Origin of the sequence: Paenibacillus sp. BIC5C1, assembly GCF_032399705.1 — a bacterium.
In the GTDB taxonomy this organism is placed as follows: domain Bacteria; phylum Bacillota; class Bacilli; order Paenibacillales; family Paenibacillaceae; genus Paenibacillus; species Paenibacillus taichungensis_A.
Genome location: NZ_CP135922.1, coordinates 4150596 through 4166661 on the forward strand (window position 1 = coordinate 4150596; position 16066 = coordinate 4166661).

16 protein-coding genes are annotated in these 16066 nt (G+C 43.4%); 9 read left to right on the forward strand and 7 right to left on the reverse strand.

What is annotated here, in order from left to right; translation table 11 throughout:
• Positions 1 to 177 precede the first annotated feature (177 nt).
• Both RS891_RS18375 and RS891_RS18380 read right to left on the reverse strand, forming a co-directional pair.
• Positions 178 to 1917 (reverse strand): HAMP domain-containing sensor histidine kinase, encoded by a 1740-nt coding sequence (locus RS891_RS18375; protein ID WP_315792804.1) that lies wholly within the window; start codon positions 1915 to 1917, stop codon positions 178 to 180.
• Positions 1914 to 2648, reverse strand: a complete 735-nt coding sequence (locus RS891_RS18380; protein WP_315792805.1) for a response regulator transcription factor — start codon at positions 2646 to 2648, stop codon at positions 1914 to 1916. Before RS891_RS18380 ends, RS891_RS18375 begins: the two co-directional genes overlap by 4 nt.
• A 171-nt stretch (positions 2649 to 2819) precedes the next feature.
• Between RS891_RS18380 and RS891_RS18385 the strand changes: the two genes are divergently transcribed.
• Positions 2820 to 3131 (forward strand): YbjQ family protein, encoded by a 312-nt coding sequence (locus tag RS891_RS18385; protein WP_113054418.1) that lies wholly within the window; start codon positions 2820 to 2822, stop codon positions 3129 to 3131.
• Positions 3132 to 3140: 9 nt separating this feature from the next.
• Here RS891_RS18385 and RS891_RS18390 read toward each other — a convergent pair whose 3' ends face one another.
• Positions 3141 to 3530 (reverse strand): MepB family protein, encoded by a 390-nt coding sequence (locus RS891_RS18390; protein ID WP_315792806.1) that lies wholly within the window; start codon positions 3528 to 3530, stop codon positions 3141 to 3143.
• 266 nt (positions 3531 to 3796) lie between these two features.
• Here RS891_RS18390 and RS891_RS18395 point away from each other — a divergent pair, with 266 nt between their 5' ends.
• The gene (locus RS891_RS18395) at positions 3797 to 4741 is read left to right on the forward strand and encodes a DMT family transporter (RefSeq protein WP_258530716.1); all 945 of its coding nucleotides are present in this window, start codon (positions 3797 to 3799) and stop codon (positions 4739 to 4741) included.
• A gap of 124 nt (positions 4742 to 4865) precedes the next feature.
• Here the strand turns inward: RS891_RS18395 and RS891_RS18400 are convergent, their stop codons facing one another.
• From RS891_RS18400 to RS891_RS18415, 4 genes are all read right to left on the reverse strand, one after another.
• A complete protein-coding gene (locus tag RS891_RS18400) occupies positions 4866 to 5999 on the reverse strand; it encodes a serine hydrolase domain-containing protein (RefSeq protein WP_113054420.1) in 1134 nt (377 codons plus the stop codon).
• Between the two features lie 164 nt (positions 6000 to 6163).
• Entirely contained in the window at positions 6164 to 6682 is a 519-nt protein-coding gene (locus RS891_RS18405) for a spermidine/spermine N(1)-acetyltransferase (RefSeq protein ID WP_315792807.1), read from the reverse strand.
• A 196-nt stretch (positions 6683 to 6878) separates the two neighbouring features.
• Positions 6879 to 8387 (reverse strand): response regulator transcription factor, encoded by a 1509-nt coding sequence (locus tag RS891_RS18410; RefSeq protein ID WP_315792808.1) that lies wholly within the window; start codon positions 8385 to 8387, stop codon positions 6879 to 6881.
• An 18-nt stretch (positions 8388 to 8405) separates the two neighbouring features.
• Positions 8406 to 10169, reverse strand: coding sequence for a cache domain-containing sensor histidine kinase (locus tag RS891_RS18415; protein WP_315792809.1), 1764 nt, complete (start codon positions 10167 to 10169; stop codon positions 8406 to 8408).
• A 212-nt stretch (positions 10170 to 10381) separates the two neighbouring features.
• Between RS891_RS18415 and RS891_RS18420 the strand changes: the two genes are divergently transcribed.
• From RS891_RS18420 to RS891_RS18450, 7 genes are all read left to right on the forward strand, one after another.
• Positions 10382 to 11689: an ABC transporter substrate-binding protein gene (locus RS891_RS18420; RefSeq protein WP_315792810.1), complete on the forward strand. Its 1308-nt coding sequence runs from the start codon at positions 10382 to 10384 to the stop codon at positions 11687 to 11689.
• A 68-nt stretch (positions 11690 to 11757) separates the two neighbouring features.
• Entirely contained in the window at positions 11758 to 12630 is an 873-nt protein-coding gene (locus tag RS891_RS18425; RefSeq protein ID WP_024633185.1) for a carbohydrate ABC transporter permease, read from the forward strand.
• A gap of 1 nt (position 12631) precedes the next feature.
• Positions 12632 to 13462, forward strand: coding sequence for a carbohydrate ABC transporter permease (locus RS891_RS18430; protein WP_113054424.1), 831 nt, complete (start codon positions 12632 to 12634; stop codon positions 13460 to 13462).
• A gap of 284 nt (positions 13463 to 13746) precedes the next feature.
• Positions 13747 to 14478, forward strand: a complete 732-nt coding sequence (locus tag RS891_RS18435; protein WP_315792811.1) for a dihydrofolate reductase family protein — start codon at positions 13747 to 13749, stop codon at positions 14476 to 14478.
• A 36-nt stretch (positions 14479 to 14514) separates the two neighbouring features.
• A complete protein-coding gene (locus tag RS891_RS18440) occupies positions 14515 to 14832 on the forward strand; it encodes a carboxymuconolactone decarboxylase family protein (protein WP_113054426.1) in 318 nt (105 codons plus the stop codon).
• Between the two features lie 25 nt (positions 14833 to 14857).
• Positions 14858 to 15253 carry a cupin domain-containing protein gene (locus tag RS891_RS18445; RefSeq protein WP_315792812.1) on the forward strand — a complete coding sequence of 132 codons (396 nt, stop codon included), beginning with the start codon at positions 14858 to 14860 and terminating at the stop codon, positions 15251 to 15253.
• Between the two features lie 42 nt (positions 15254 to 15295).
• Positions 15296 to 16042, forward strand: a complete 747-nt coding sequence (locus RS891_RS18450) for an SDR family oxidoreductase (RefSeq protein ID WP_113054428.1) — start codon at positions 15296 to 15298, stop codon at positions 16040 to 16042.
• The last annotated feature ends 24 nt before the right edge of the window (positions 16043 to 16066 follow it).

Below are 16066 nucleotides of genomic sequence, written 5' to 3' on the forward strand. Positions count from 1 at the left end.
TTTTTTGATTCAAATATTATTAATAGCCTATCAAAACATGGCTCTCCTCAACCAGATTACTTTCGTGCAGCATGGTTATGTATCACAGATGTAGAAGACACCAAAAAAAAGCAACCTGCCCTCATATGAGGGCAGGCTGCTTTTTTCGGTAATGGCACTTTAAAGACAGTAAACAATTCAACAGGGTAACAAGATCTCAATTTTCGTACCTTGCCGGATTTTGGATTGTACATGAATTTCTCCGCCGTGTGCTTCCACGATCGTTTTGGCAATGCTCATCCCAAGTCCAGAGCCAGCCGTCGATTCCTCTGTATTTGTTCCCCGATAATAACGATTGAACAAATGCTGCAGCGTTTCCTCGTCCATCCCTTTGCCATTATCGAATACGCGGATACATGCCTTATTGTTCATTCTGCCGATGGAAACGGTCACGTTCACGCCTGGGGGGTTATGCTTCACGGCGTTGGACAGCAAGTTATCCATTAACCGCAGCAACCAGGTTTCATCAGCCTGTACCCACAAGGGACGCTCCTCTCCAACGTAGTGAAACTGGTATTCAGATAGCGTAGCGTCATTGACATACTTCAGCACGGAGCAACGCACCAGCTCAACCAAATCGATTTTCCTAAGCTCCATAATCGAATCACCTTGCTTGAGCTGATGGATCATGGAAAAGTCAGAGATCAACTCAAGCATGTAATCCCCCTTTTCCCGGATCGTCGCCCCCATGGTACGCATCTCTTCTTGGCTCCATTGTTCCGGTAAACTCTCAAGCATATATCCATAACCTTGAATGGTGGACAGAGGGGTTCGCAGATCATGTGAAATTCCTGACATCCACTCTCTTTGATCTTTCTCCAGCCGCTCGCGCTCCTTCTCGGTTTGGGCCAATTGATCAGCCATTTGATAGAAGGATTCAATGACTTCCTTATAGAGCCTGTAGCGGTTTCGCATCGTGCCATTGGAGCGGAATATCTTGCGTTTGTCCTTGGCGGTAAGTACCTGATCATACTGCCCACGCCCCATACGTTCGAACCAGCCTGCGAACAAAATTAGTGGCTGACCGTAACGGTAGCCATGCCAGACCGATAAGGGTACTGCCAAGAGAAGAGCTAGACCTGCAAACCACATGAGTCCGCGTGTTGCCGTATCCATCGCCGGATGTTTCAAAGGACCACCCGCTGGATTGCGCGTATAAAGAATCCAGGTCATTCCACTACGCTGGTCCCGATGGGCTACAATATTCGTATCATAGTTGCTGGGCGATTGCTGGATTGCCAGAATGTCCAGTGGACGGTAGCCCTTCTGCAAATAAGTTTCATCACCGATGGCTTGTTCTGCATGACCAGAGGAATTGATTACCTGGAGATAACTGCCGGTTTCACGCAGTCGCTGATCCAGAAAGGGAAGCTTTTCGCTAGACACCCTCCCTTGTTGCCCATATTCGTGGAACCAGGCCATGAGCTGATCAAGATCAGAACTTTGGTAGCCAAGGACATACAGAACCGGCACATTAAAGGCAAAGTTCAGATGAGTTTGAACAGCATATGTCCCAAGTGTCCGTGTCTCCTGAATATCGAGCAGTTGGGCGATAGAGTACGATGGCGACAGCCCATCATACGAATTTGTATTTACTTCGTAGATGACGTCCCCTTCGGCATTTACAACCTGCATCCACATTCCTTTTTCCTCAATGAGCTTATCCCACTTGGGGGAGATCTGAATGGTCCCGTCCTTTGAAGAAGCTTCTTGAGCAATCAGTTGTAAGGCACCTACTGGAAAGTTCCGGCGCAACTCACTATTGGTCGTGTTTTGAAAGTATATAATGCAAGCAATGAGAGTAATGGCCAGAATGATCAGGGCATAAAAGATCAATTGATACGTGAAGTGGAATGTCATGCGCTGTTGTATCTTCATTGCTCCTGAAGCTCCTTCGACAGCTTGTAGCCGAGCCCGCGTACAGTGAGCAGCAATCTTGGATTTCCTGGATCGCTCTCGATCTTCTCTCGTATGCGCCGAATATGTACCATTACCGTGGAGTCATCTCCCTGTCCGTTGATCCCCCACACCTGATCGTAGAGCTGTGTTTTGGAAAATACGACCCCTGGAAACTTGCAGAAATGCAGCAGTAGATGGAAAACCTGTGCAGGACAAGGGACAGGCTGTCCCTCCACGATTAACTCACCTTCCGCCTCATTCACGGTGAAGCGGCCGAATCGGTAAACCCCTGGTTCAGGACGCTTCACCTGACTCACAGTTGGAGTTTCAGGCTCCAAACGGCGTATGCGCGCCTGAATTCTTGCAGCTACCTCCAAAGGATTGAAGGGCTTGGTAATATAATCGTCCCCGCCCATGGCGAATCCCCTCAGCACATCGAGATCGGATGCCTTAGCCGTCAGAAATAAAATATGCGGATTTCCGTATTCACGAAGCTTGGAGCAGAGCTCCAGACCACTCCCGTCCGGGAGCGTGATGTCGAGCAGGACGATATCCGGGGAAACCCGCTTCACCAGATCGAGAGCTTCCGCACAGGTGGAGGCATCGTACAGCTGATGAAACCCTGCCCTGCGAAGCACCATTTGCAGCATGGTGACTATCGAGGGTTCGTCGTCGACAATTGCGATTTTAATATCCGTTTGATTAGTCATCGTTTTCACCCATTTCATAGTAGCATACTCACATTAACAGAACCTAAACGGCTTGGGCAAACTTAAACGATTGTTCAGCAACTCGTTTAGGCTCTGTTTCAATAACGCTGTTAGCATAGGAAATGAGATTCTGATTCGCAACAAATCTACTTTATTTTAGGAGGAAAACATTTGCTAATTACAACAACACCAATAATTGAAGGTTCCCCAGTCAGACAGTATATCGGCGTTGCAACAGGTGAAGTCATCATCGCTGCCAATGTCGGTAGAGACTTTCTCGCTTCATTTAGAGATCTTGTAGGCGGCCGTTCTCGTACCTATGAGAACAAGCTAAGGGAAGCAAGAGACGCTGCCTTTGAAGAAATAACCGAGCAAGCCGCACAGATGGGAGCCAATGCCGTAATCGGTGTGGATCTGAATTACGAGGTTGTCCGTCAAGGTATGCTCATGGTTGCTGTAAGCGGAACGGCAGTTATTATTTAGGCATTCAAACTAACCAAAATATAAGTCTATTAATTTTTGGTCATCTATTTCATCCGATAAATCAATAAAGTATTGTTGTTGCCACTTTTGTGTTTGCACAGCTGATTTATTTAACTCTTTTTCCCAAGAAGGGTAAACTCTAATAGCCATCTTCCCTTTAGTGTCATTGTTTTTCAAAATTCCTTTTTCGAGTAATTTAGATTTTGGAAAAACGAACTGTCCCTTCATATTTCCATTTATAATTGAGATTATTAGTTTGTCTGGACTTTCGAAAAAGGAGTACGGTTGATTTTGATTGTTTTCGTCTTTTTCCCAAAATACAACAAAAAAACCTTTTTTCTTTGGAGTTAATTTGGCGAGGCGACTTCGATATTTATAATCTCCAATATAGATAATCATTCCTTCATATTCTCTATTATGTTTTCTTCAATAATGCAGGTAATCTCTATATTTTCAAAGTTAGCAAGTATGCTATCTATTAGCTCTTTAGATTTAAACATGCTATCATCCCCTCAATCATTTTTCACAACGTTAATTATAGCCTCTTAGCTTTGTATGAAACGGAAATTCATTTTTTTGTTACAGCTACTCGCAGTTTGTGATATGGTCAGTGAGGTGCGATCAGACCGTACACATTTACATATCATGCGAGGAGAAGATTGAAAGTGAATGAAATAAAAGCAATGGAGAACCCGAATAAGTTTAGCGATCCTCTATTTGTAACGTTAGTTGCAAGTATTTGCTGCTTGTTATGGGGAAGTGCCTACCCGTTTATTAAGCTTGGATATAGTGCTTTTGACATCCTGGCAGAAGATATTCCATCCAAATTTGTATTTGCGGGTTATCGATTTATTTTGGCAGGATTACTGCTTCTTTTCCTGTTTCGTGTCATTAGTAAACGGAAATTTGAACTGTCTGGACGGCAATTTTCAAGCTTAATATTGCTTGGCTTGTTCCAAACAGGTCTGCAGTATCTGTTTTTTTATGTGGGTGTAGCCAATACGACAGGAGTCAAAGGTTCGATTATGAATGCGACAACGACCTTTTTCAGTGTTGTTCTAGCTCACTTTTTATATAAAAATGATAAACTGAGCAAAAATAAAATAGCCGGCTGTCTGCTTGGATTTATTGGCGTAATCATTGTTAATTTCCACTCCAACCTGCTGGAATTCTCCTTCTCTCTCACAGGTGAAGGTTTCGTTATTATTGCGGCTCTTATTTTTTCTATTACGGCCATCTATGCAAAGCACTTAACTGGCTCCATCGACGTCCTCGTTATTACCGGAGTTAGCCTGTTTGTCGGCGGACTGGGACTCACCATACTGGGATTACTGCTTGGCGGCCGGGTTACCCATTTTACACTTGAATCAACGGGTATCTTGATTTACTTAGTTTTACTTTCATCAGCTGCATTTTGCTTGTGGAATCTACTTCTGAAATACAACAAAGTGGGGAAAGTATCAGTGTATAACTTCCTTATCCCTGTCTTTGGTGCATTGCTATCGGCGTTGTTTTTGGGAGAAACGATTTTGGAATTCAAGAACCTAGTCGCATTGCTCTTTGTATCCATCGGTATTTATATGGTCAATAGAGTCACCTCATCAAAATAATATTTTTCTTTCCAAACGAATGGGGACCACCCACCTAAGACTTGGTACAAGAACGAAATCTTTAAATACAAAAAGGTCGCTAATTAGCGACCTTTTCTTGTATTTAAAGCCTCACCTTTTCGCATTACAAACAGGAATAAACAACATTACGCAAGCGCCGATGAACATAAGGCTCCTGATTGTTCAGCAGATGCTGCGCATACATGACCGTAAGTTCAGAGTCTGGATCAATGATGGCCATACAGCCCGCAGCACCACTCCATCCAAATTCACCTAGTGGACTTAACGAACCGCTGCCAGCTTTGGAGATATGCGTACGTACACCCAGCCCATAACCATACCCTCCCATATGATCCCAGGAGTAATCACCACGGGTCAGATCGTTCAGATGGTCTGTGCGCATCAGCTCAATTGAAGCCTGTGACAGAATGCGAACGCCTTTCGGACTTGTTCCTTTTCCCGTCAGCGCGCTAAGAAACAGTGCATAGTCGCTAACGGTGGACAATAGTCCGGCACCACCGCTCTCCAAATCCGTGCCTACCCGGAATCCGTTTCCGTCCATTCGGATGGCTTTTTCAAGCTCATCATTGTAAGCATACTGCGGAATCAGGCGGGTCTTTTGTTCATCGTTCAGATCGAACGCCGTATCGTTCATACCCAGCGGCCCGATAATTTCTTCTTGCAGATACATACCAAAACGTCTGCCACTTACAACCTCGACCAAGGCTCCCAGCACGTCGTGACACATACTATAGTTCCAATGCGTACCTGGCTCAAACAGAAGCGGTTCCTTGGCGAGCGCTTTCGCGAAGTCTCTTGTCGATAATGTTCCGTTGGTGTTCTGCACAGCTTCCTGAATGCTTGGCGAGCCAACATCATAGGAGAACCCGGCAGTCATCGTAAACAAGTCGCGTACTGTAATTGCCTTTGTCGCTTTTTCCAATCTGACCTCGCCGCTCGATAATGTTTTCTTCACCGTCATCTCGGCGTATTCCGGCAGATAGTCGGATACCGGATCGCTCAGCAGCATCTGCCCTCTCTCGACAAGTTGAAGCGCTGCCACACAGGTCATAATTTTCGTCATGGAGTAAAGATTAAAGATCGCCCCATCGCCGATGGGCGTTTGCTCCTCCAGATTGGCGTAACCATTCCGGTAACGGAAAACGGTATCATTTTGATGCATCACAAGGACCTCTGCCCACGGAATTCTCCATGATGTGATGCGATCAATAAATGACGCTAGCGGTTTAAAGTCCATATTTCCCCGTCCTTCTATGTAGAATCGTTTATCAATGCACATCGTGGATCTATGTTCATACACATGACCCACATAGTATTAATATACGACCATTCACATGCATTGACCATATCTAATGAAAAGCAACTTTAAACATTCTGCACCACTTTTTAGGATCGGTACAATTACTGGAGTGTCTTGACCATGATAAAATCGATTTGTTCCTCATCCCCCATATAAAAAGAGTGTGAGCTGGTTTGGACAAACCCCCTCTTCTTGTAAAAAGCAATGGCATTGCCATTCTTTTCCCATACACCAAGCCAGATTTCTTTCTTTTTGTATTTCACTGCGGTCTCCAGAGATTTATTTAGCAGATATTTACCTAGTCCATGCTTTTGATATTTTTTCCTAATATATATTCTCTCGATTTCAAGTGAATCATCACTCATTTGTTCAGACTGGCCACTATCTCTGTTCAATTTTAGATATCCGGCAAGTTCATCATTGTAGTAAACGAAAAAGATGTCTGAACAGCTATTGGATAATTCGGCTTCCAACTGTTTAGCGTTAAATGCTCTCTCCAGATAGGCTCTCATATTGTCAGGGGAATTCTGATCTTTAAATGTATCGTTGAATGTTTCTATACTTATTTCTTGTAGTTTTAGTAAATCCTCGTGACTGCATGCTCTTATTTCTACTGTCATTGTGATGTATCGCTCCTTCTATGAATCAATTATCTATTTAAAAACAGGTCGGTTTTTTTGTTGTAAATACAACATTATTTATATTCTTAATTTACTTCTAATTTGTATAGTTTGCAACATAAATTAGCAAGAAGAAGCAAAATTGATATACTTAGCAAACGTTTTCGGAATTTTTAATAAGGTTTCCCCGATCAGATTATTTAAGTAGTTTTTCTTTATATTCTGTGGGACTTAGTCCTGTGTATTCCTTAAACACCTTGGAGAAATAATGCTGATCACTGAACGATAACAGATCCGATAACTCCTTAAATTTCATCTCCGGTTGACATTCCATGAGTCTGCATGCTTCCTTCATTCGAAGCTTTGTATAATACTGAACAAACGTGACTTGTGTTACGCTTTTAATCACTCTGCTAACATAAGAGGGGCTGACGTGAAACTTCATTGCAATGTCATTGATGGATATTTGGGTATACTTGTTCCGTTTGATGTACTCATCCATTTGCACAAACAGATCTTCTCTGCTTTTGCGTCCATGGGATTGAAGCATATCAAAACATTGTCCAATCCATTCCGTTAACTCAACGCAGAAATCACCATATGCTTCTTCATCAAATAACTTTTTTGCTCTAAGTTCCAAACCAAGCCTAATTCCCGTACCTTGCTCTTCAACCAAATGTGCGAATGTATCCACCACTAAGTTGATAAAACGTTCCAATTCTTTTACATGTACGTTTTCTTCTGTCCATCGATTCATTAACTCGGATAGCTTAAGGGCAAACTGTTCCTTTTGACGAGCTTGTATCATCTGGACAAACGAAAATTCCAGTGTGGAATCCAGACAACCTGCTTCAGTTCTTACTATGGAGACGGGATTCCCGCTATCCAGCACCAATCCATTGTTCAATCGCTGATGCATTGATAAAATGGACGATATTTGGTGATAAAGTTCAGACAAAATAACGGATTCCGACCATAGCAGCTGCCCACCGATTGTTGTGTCCATACCTTGCGAAACCAAATGGCGGCGCAGCGATTCCAGACATTCATGTACAGAGGAATACAAATCAAGAATTCCTTTATTTACAAAAACGATGAATTGCTGCGGAGTTTGACTTAGAAACACTTTACATGGACGAGGAGCAAAAAAATCTTCTAAAGAAGCCTGTAACGTCTTTTGTCCCCATCGTTCCCGTTCCGGGGTGAAAGGCTGCCTACGTAGAACAATCATTATTTGGGACAAAAAAACAGCATGTTCCCCCGGCTTAAGTTCAGCATAACTATGGGGATCAACGATCTCCTGCAGCTCATGAAAGTTCCTGGATCTCGATTGATCGAGCTGTTTAATAACTCTGCGCATGACTTCCTCCAGCGCCTCAGGCTCGACGGGCTTCAGCAAATAGTCGAACACCTGTAAATTCAATGCTTTTCGTGTATATTCAAAATCGCTATACCCGCTAATTAGAATAACCTTTAACTCAGGCTGAGCAAGCTTGGCGTGCTCAATTAGTGATAAGCCATCCATCTTGGGCATCCGTATGTCTGTCAACAGAAGATCGATTGGCTGCTTCTGAAGTGCTGCCAGCGCCTCTTCCCCATTCGTGGCCGTAACTGCCACGTGAATGGGAAAATCCAGCGTGTCCAGCAGCATTTTAATATTGCGCAATATAGGTTTGCTATCCTCAACGATCATGATATTGTACATTGTCTATGCCTCCTGTGCTCAGTAAAAATCCCTCGTCATCGAGCCGATGATTTGAATAGTTGCTCCTTTTCCCTCGTCAGAATGATTGTTGTAGATGTTAAAAAACAGCCGATTGCTATACATCAGTTTCAGCCGATTGACACTATTGACGATTCCCATGTTGCCAAGAGCTGTCTGACGATCAGGGTTTTGACTCATTCCGGAGCCAGACTTCTGAATATTGGACAAAATCTCTTCTATTTTGTTTGGCGGGAAGCCCTCTCCGTTGTCTTTAATCTCCAATGCCCATAATCCGTTATACTGCTTCACGGTAATTTGGATACACCAGGGAGGTGTGGTATTGAAGAAAGCATGCTCAATACAGTTTTCAACGAAAGGCTGAATGACCAGCCGCGGCAGGCGAATTTCACTCGTCAGTTCATCAGCATCAATGTTCCACTCTAGATCTTCTTCATACTTTTGCTGTACCAACGACAAATAATGTCTCGTATGCTCAAGCTCTTCCGTCATCGTCACATGTGCATAAGGGGATGAAACTATATATCGTAAACTGTCTGACAGATGTTTGCACATATCGGACACGACCCGGGTTCTTCCCTCTTGAGCAGCAATGCTGATCAAATAAAGGACGTTATGAAGGAAATGGGGAGCGATCTGAGCTTGCAATGCGGAATTCCGCGCGGTGACTTCTTCATGTAACGCCTTCTTCTCACGGTCAATAGACTCCTGTAATCTCTCCATCAAGTCCTGAAAAGCTTCATTCAACAGCAAGAGATCATTATTTTTAGGCCGATCATCGACTTTCAGCTTCATATTGCTGTAGTTGATGCGCCAAATCTGGCTGCGAAGCTTGCGAATGGGAAGCAACAGATTGCGTGTGGAGAAGAAAATGTATACGAAAGAAATGAGCATTAAGGCTGTAATCAGCAAAATGGACATGCTTTGCACGGAGCGGATTGAGCCTAAAACCGAGTCTTTCGGCGTTGTTATAAAAGTAATCCAACCCGTCTGGTGAGATGTAGAATGCGTAACGTAATTATTTTGTTCATCAACTGCCAGTCCTTCGTCGGATAGTGGCTCTTTCCACACCAATGCGTTCTTTCTCACTTCCGAGCCAGTCATTTGCTCACCTTGCTTGTTCATAATGAATACATCTCCTGCTGTAATTCCTTCCGTAAGGTTTTGAATGTAAGCTTGATCCATTTGAATACTAAGATATCCGTATAGCCTGCCATTCTGATCGTTGACCGTACGGACAAAGGAAATCGTGTCTGCATCTCGAAGCAGAATAAATCCGTTCCCTGTCCACTCTCGTCCACTTCTACTTTTTTCCGTTAAGGCACTTAGGATTGTTGGAGGATGTCCTGAACCCAGATACGATGTGAGCAGCACACCCTGTTTATCATAAATGGACATGTCCTTGATGTTCATACTGGGGCCAATCGCCTGAAACATGATATCTTTCAGTTTCCGAATCTGCTTCAGTCTTTCATAATTGCTTGGGGCTGAAGAACTCTTGTCCATCGTTGCGAAGATGTCCTTATTCGACAATATGCGCTGGGACATCTGGTTTTGCTGCTCTACGTATAGGTCAACCTGTTCTCGTACCTTAGTGGCAGTGACTAGCATATCCTCCTCCGTTTTTTGTGTAAGCGGGCGGATAACGACAAGGTTCACATAAACGATAAAACATCCCAGCACGAACAAAAGAAGCGCCAGAAATGTCAAAAATACTTTTGTCTGCAAGCTGAATTGTGTGGCTCTATGTAGAAGTTTAGCCATGCTTCGCGAAGCCTCCTGTCCTATCATGCTGTGAAATTCGTCTGGATCATGTCTTAATGTAGCATGGGTTTGAATGAAATGATAGCGATTTCAAGTTCAGTATTTTACACATAAATATTCAAGCACAGACATGTACCGAAGTAAGAGAGGATTCTATAATTGGATTTGTAAACGGATTCATCACATGTTTCAGAGGGGGATTTACGTTGAACATGCATAAAAGAAAAAAAGCAGCATCCATTGTATTGGCAAGCTTGTTGTCCATTTCACTGACCGCTTGCGGATCAGGTGACACTGATTCTGGCACATCTGCAAGCAATGGCAATAAAAACAGCAAGGTCACACTGGAACTGGCCATTTCCAAGAGCTCACAGGATTCCGCCTTTATCCAGCAGGATATTCTCGATGAGTTTGAAAAACAGACCCATATCTCTGTAAATTTGCAGCTCATCCCGGCTGAGCAAACAACAACCGTACTGCAAACCAAGCTGGCTGTAGACGAAACGCCCGACATCATCCAGTACAATTTGGCCAGCGCCATTACGGATTTGAATCTTGAACGCAATTTCGAAATTCTGGATAACGAGTCCTGGGCCAACAGAATTGTAAACAAAGATGTACTCTCTGCTGCCGGCCATATCTACAGCTTCCATGTCAGTCAGGACACGGGCATGCAAGGCGTCGTGTACAACAAACAGATTTTTGCTGACCTGGGTCTGTCCATCCCTACAAGTTACGAACAATTTTTGGCGATCTGTGAAAAAATTAAAGCTAGCGGTATTACTCCAGTATTCATGCCCTATAAAGATGCATGGGCTGCGAACATTTGGCCTGCGGCAGCATTTGCCGATTTTGTAGCCAAAAATGACCCTACTTTTTTCGATGAACTCAATAGCAACAAGAAAAAATGGTCCGATATTCCCGAGTTTAAAACGTTTTTGGAGCAGCAATACGAAGTGTACACCAAGGGGTATACCAATACGGATGTGCTGAGCGACAGCTATGACATGGCGGTTGGCAAATTCCTGAACAAGGAAGTCGCCATGATGTTTATGGGAGATTGGTTAATCGAAGGCGTAGCAGAGCAGGATCCAAGCATGGAACTCGGTGTATTCCCAATTCCTTCTTCTGATGATGCCAAATTGGGTGCAAGTCCGCTTGGAGGACAGCTGTTCATTCCGAAAAAGGCTAAGCATTTGGACGAAGCCAAACAGTTCCTGGACTTTATCGCCTCCAAGGAAATTGCCCAACAGATCGTCGACTCCAAAGGCTATGTATCCAATTTTAGCGATGTTACTACGCCAGAGTTGCCTGCTTACAAACAGGATATCGTTGACAATTACATCCTGCCCAAGAAAACTGTGTTGACCACGGATGCTTACATGCTGGTAGATCGCAGTGAGTTATACAGACTGTTACAAGATCAATTCGCTGGCGGTTTGACACCGGAGGAAGTATTGAAATCCTGGGATGAGAAGTTCAGTCAACTAATGCAGGATAAAGGCGTTTCCGGTTTCTAAGAATTGAAATACAGGGCAGCATGTCATTCCTGAATGATGTGCTGCCTAGCTATAACGGAGTGTGAGACATGAAAAGGGCGAAAAATTTATATTCGTATTACATGGTATTTCCGGCACTACTCATCTACTCTATCTTTTTTGTTATTCCAGCTATTGCTGCTTTCTATTACTCTTTTACGGATTGGCGGCTGGATCGAATTGATCTGAAGTTTATCGGATGGGACAATTTCGAGAAAATTTTCTCAGACAAAACACTTATTTTGGCGCTTAAAAATACGGCGATTTTTGCCGTTGTTACGGTTGCTGGCAAAAATATTATTGGTCTGCTATTAGCCGTGGCCCTAAATATGAGATTAAAAACGAAGAACCTGCTGCGCGCAATATTCTACTCACCTTCCATACTGAGCATTCTGGTCATCAGCATCTTGTTCACACCAATGCTGCGTACAGAAGGTACGATCAATCGTGTATTGGAAGCAGTCGGATTACATTCATTGAGCCAGGCTTGGTTGACCAATCCTTCCCTTGTCATCTGGACGATTGCCATCGTATCCATCTGGCAAAGCGCCGGATTCCAAATGGCCATCTATCTGGCTGGTTTACAATCCATTTCTCAAGAATATTATGAAGCCGCTACGATTGACGGAGCAAGCTCATGGAAAAGTTTTTTCAAAATTACTCTGCCACTTTTGCTGCCAGCCATCAATATTAATCTGATGTTGACACTGATTGGCGGGCTTAAAGTATTCTCGGAAGTGTATGTCATGACTGGCGGAGGTCCAGGCAACGCTTCACAAGTTGTGGGAACAATCATTCTCCGCTCCTTCGGCGAAGGAAACTGGGGACTTGGTACCGCAGTCAACACACTTCTGTTTGTGGTGGTCACGATTATTGCTATACCGCTGTTGATTTTCATGCGGCGCAAGGAGGTTACGGAATAACATGGGATATACACGCAAACTCGCTATTCGCAACTATGTTGTTGAAGGATTTCTGCTCCTCGCCTCTCTGCTCATTCTGTTGCCTCTGGTGGTTCTAATTCTGGGTTCGTTCAAAACGAGCGCTGAAGTGCTCAGCTTTTCCTTAAGTCTGCCGGATCAATGGCAATTTTCAAACTATGTCCGGGTATTTGAAGAAGGCGGTCTGTCCCGAGCATTCCTGAACAGCATCTGGATTACGGGGATATCGTCCATCATCAACATTGTGGCTTCCTCAGCGGCTTCCTTCATTCTGGCACGCCGGGACACCAAACTTTCAAACACAATATATATGTATTTTTTCATGGGACTGATTGCACCGATGTCGATTATTACGACGATCCGGGTCGTGCAAGGTTTGGGGTTTTATGGAAGTATATCAAGCGTCATCCTGATCTATGCAGCGCTTAATACCGCCTTTAGCGTATTTTTGTACAGCGGATTTATCAAAACCATTCCGAAAGCACTGGACGAGGTTGCGTTTTTGGAAGGTGCCAGCGTGTTCGGCGTGTTTTTCCGTATCGTTACACCACTCATCCTGCCCGTCAACGCAACGGTAGCGATCATGGTTTTTATGTCGGTATGGAATGATATTACGATTCCGGTGTACTTCCTTACGAATAGTTCAACGTGGACGATGCCGCTCTCGATCTATAATTTTTACGGCAAATACAGCCGTGACTGGAACTTGATTTTTGCTAATCTTGTACTGACTTCACTTCCTGTGTTTATCCTCTACTTGTTTGGACAGAAATATATCGTTAGCGGACTTACTGCGGGAGCGGTCAAAGGGTGATCATTGGTATTTATATAGACATAAACTTAGGACGCTTTTGGGAAATCAACTCCCAAAAGCGTTTTTTTGTTCATGCTATCCTGACGTTTATTTACAATATACACTTCTATGTTTATTTCTGAACAAATTCAATGAATCCAACAATTGATTATACAATTCTCCCTTATATAATAATAGATAGATGTTCATTATTGTATGAATGTAAATTCAAATCACACATCAGTGTTACTACAGTAATGGATGACATTCACTTTATCCCATTCATGTCGAAAGGAGATGCTGCGATGGACAGACCCTATATGATTTGTCATATGCTTAGTTCGTTGGATGGCAAAATTATCGGCGATTTTCTGGAAGATGATCGGTCAGCCTACTTCATTCATGAGTATGAACGTATCCATGACCGCTACGAGTGTAATGCCTGGATGTGCGGACGAATCACGATGCAAGAGCATTTTGCACATGAATATATTCCTCCATTCAATCAAGACAAGCTGTCCCCCATTCCTCGAACGGACTATATTGCGCAGCGAGACATTGAAACTTATGCCATCGCTGTAGATCCACACGGCAAATTGGCTTGGAACCACAACTATATACCCGAAGAGAATGGCAACAGAACAACGGATCACATCATTGAAGTCCTGACTGAAGAAGTTCCCGATGCTTATCTCGCATATCTGCAAGAATTGGGCATCTCTTATATCTTTGGTGGAACGAAAGAGCTGAACGTTGTGACGGTTGTAAAAAAATTGAAAGCATTGTTCTCCATTGATCGAGTACTGCTTGAAGGCGGCGGTGTCTTAAATGGTTCTTTTCTGAATGAAGGTTTGATTGATGAGTTGAGTCTCGTATTCGTTCCTTTTGCAGAGGCAAGCTCTCCGGCTTTGACCATGTTTGAGAAGGGTTCGAGTTGCAAAGAAACCTCCCCCGTTCATTTTGAATTGATAAGAGTTGAACAAATGGAACATAACGGATTGTGGATGACTTATCGAGTAGAAGGAAATTCTAAATAATTCTTAAATGTACAAGGAATGGAGGATCACTTAGCCATGGAAAAAAAACAAACGGCTGGACGAGATATATTGGGTGAGTTCGCCCCCAAATTTGCAGAATTGAATGACGATATTCTGTTTGGCGAGGTATGGTCAAGAGTAGAAGAATTATCCAGTCATGATCGCAGTATGATAACAGTCTCTGCACTTATTGCCGGTGGGAATTTCGAACAATTAACCCCACACCTTCATAAAGCAAAGGAAAATGGAGTAACTCGTAATGAAGTGTCTGAAATCATTACTCACCTTTCCTTCTATGTGGGCTGGCCTAAGGCATGGTCTGCGTTCAATATTGCAAAAGATATTTATAAATAGAATAGAAAGAAAGCAGGGAATCATCATGACAAACGAGCATTTGAGTAACAGCATCATCTTCCCACTGGGAAACAAAGTAGAAGCCAATTTTATTGGAGATGCTTATCTGGAGATGGTCTTTACAGATGAAACTCCACTTAACACTAGCATTGGAAATGTTACTTTCGCGCCAGGAGCACGCAATAATTGGCATTCGCACGCTGTAGGTCAAGTTTTACTCGTTACAGGTGGTGAAGGCTGGTACCAGGAAGAAGGTAAACCCGCACAATTGCTTAAAACCGGTGATGTTATTAATATTGCTCCCAACGTTAAGCACTGGCATGGGGCAACAGCCGATAGTTGGTTTGTGCATCTGGCCATGACTCCTGGACAAACCGAATGGTTAGAACCTGTGAATGATCAGTGTTACAACGCGCTCTAAGGCGAAAGAATCTGTATCTATATGAAAGGAATGAAATCGAATATGTCTAATATTGCGGGTAAAGTTGTAATTCTTACGGGAGCATCCAGTGGGATTGGAGAAGCTACCGCGAAAGTTCTTGCTTCGAAAGGAGCCAAGCTGGTATTGGCAGCTCGTCGGGAAGAACGTTTAGTACAATTGCAAAGAGAAATTCAGAACAATGGCGGTCACGCTATTATCAAACCAACAGATGTGACTTCGCATACTCAAATGGAAGATTTGGCTGAATATGCACTAAGCGAATTTGGGAAAATTGATGTTCTAATCAACAATGCAGGCATCATGCCTCAAGCCTTTCTTTTCAAGAAAAAAGTTGATGAATGGGACAATATGATCGATGTAAACATTAAGGGTGTCCTTTATGCTATTGCAGCAGTTCTTCCGTCCATGAGAGAACAGAAATCAGGTCATATTTTGAACCTTTCCTCTGTTGCCGGACATAACATATATCCAGGTGGAACCGTATACTGTGGAACGAAGCATGCCGTTACAGCCATCTCCGAAGGTCTGCGCCAGGAAGAAGCTATGAGTGGAACCAATATCAGAGTCACCAATATTTCTCCAGGTGCTGTCAGCAGCGAGTTACTGGAAACGACAAGTGATCCTGAGTCCAAAGCAGGCCTAGATGAGTTCTACAAATCCGCTATTGATGCAGATCACATCGCACGTGCCATCGCATTTGCAATTGAGCAACCATCGGATGTAGCGATTAACGAAATGATTATTCGTCCCACAGTTCAAGTGGGTTAATGGTATGATTCTCGAAATTTTGAT

Coding starts and splice junctions, on each gene's coding strand:
- RS891_RS18390 (WP_315792806.1), bottom strand. CDS start 3,530: ATGATTATCTATATTGGAGATTATAAATATCGAAGTCGCCTCGCCAAA.
- RS891_RS18440 (WP_113054426.1), top strand. CDS start 14,515: ATGGAAAAAAAACAAACGGCTGGACGAGATATATTGGGTGAGTTCGCC.
- RS891_RS18405 (WP_315792807.1), bottom strand. CDS start 6,682: ATGACAGTAGAAATAAGAGCATGCAGTCACGAGGATTTACTAAAACTA.
- RS891_RS18425 (WP_024633185.1), top strand. CDS start 11,758: ATGAAAAGGGCGAAAAATTTATATTCGTATTACATGGTATTTCCGGCA.
- RS891_RS18420 (WP_315792810.1), top strand. CDS start 10,382: ATGCATAAAAGAAAAAAAGCAGCATCCATTGTATTGGCAAGCTTGTTG.
- RS891_RS18410 (WP_315792808.1), bottom strand. CDS start 8,387: ATGTACAATATCATGATCGTTGAGGATAGCAAACCTATATTGCGCAAT.
- RS891_RS18380 (WP_315792805.1), bottom strand. CDS start 2,648: ATGACTAATCAAACGGATATTAAAATCGCAATTGTCGACGACGAACCC.
- RS891_RS18450 (WP_113054428.1), top strand. CDS start 15,296: ATGTCTAATATTGCGGGTAAAGTTGTAATTCTTACGGGAGCATCCAGT.
- RS891_RS18415 (WP_315792809.1), bottom strand. CDS start 10,169: ATGGCTAAACTTCTACATAGAGCCACACAATTCAGCTTGCAGACAAAA.
- RS891_RS18435 (WP_315792811.1), top strand. CDS start 13,747: ATGGACAGACCCTATATGATTTGTCATATGCTTAGTTCGTTGGATGGC.
- RS891_RS18445 (WP_315792812.1), top strand. CDS start 14,858: ATGACAAACGAGCATTTGAGTAACAGCATCATCTTCCCACTGGGAAAC.
- RS891_RS18375 (WP_315792804.1), bottom strand. CDS start 1,917: ATGAAGATACAACAGCGCATGACATTCCACTTCACGTATCAATTGATC.
- RS891_RS18430 (WP_113054424.1), top strand. CDS start 12,632: ATGGGATATACACGCAAACTCGCTATTCGCAACTATGTTGTTGAAGGA.
- RS891_RS18400 (WP_113054420.1), bottom strand. CDS start 5,999: ATGGACTTTAAACCGCTAGCGTCATTTATTGATCGCATCACATCATGG.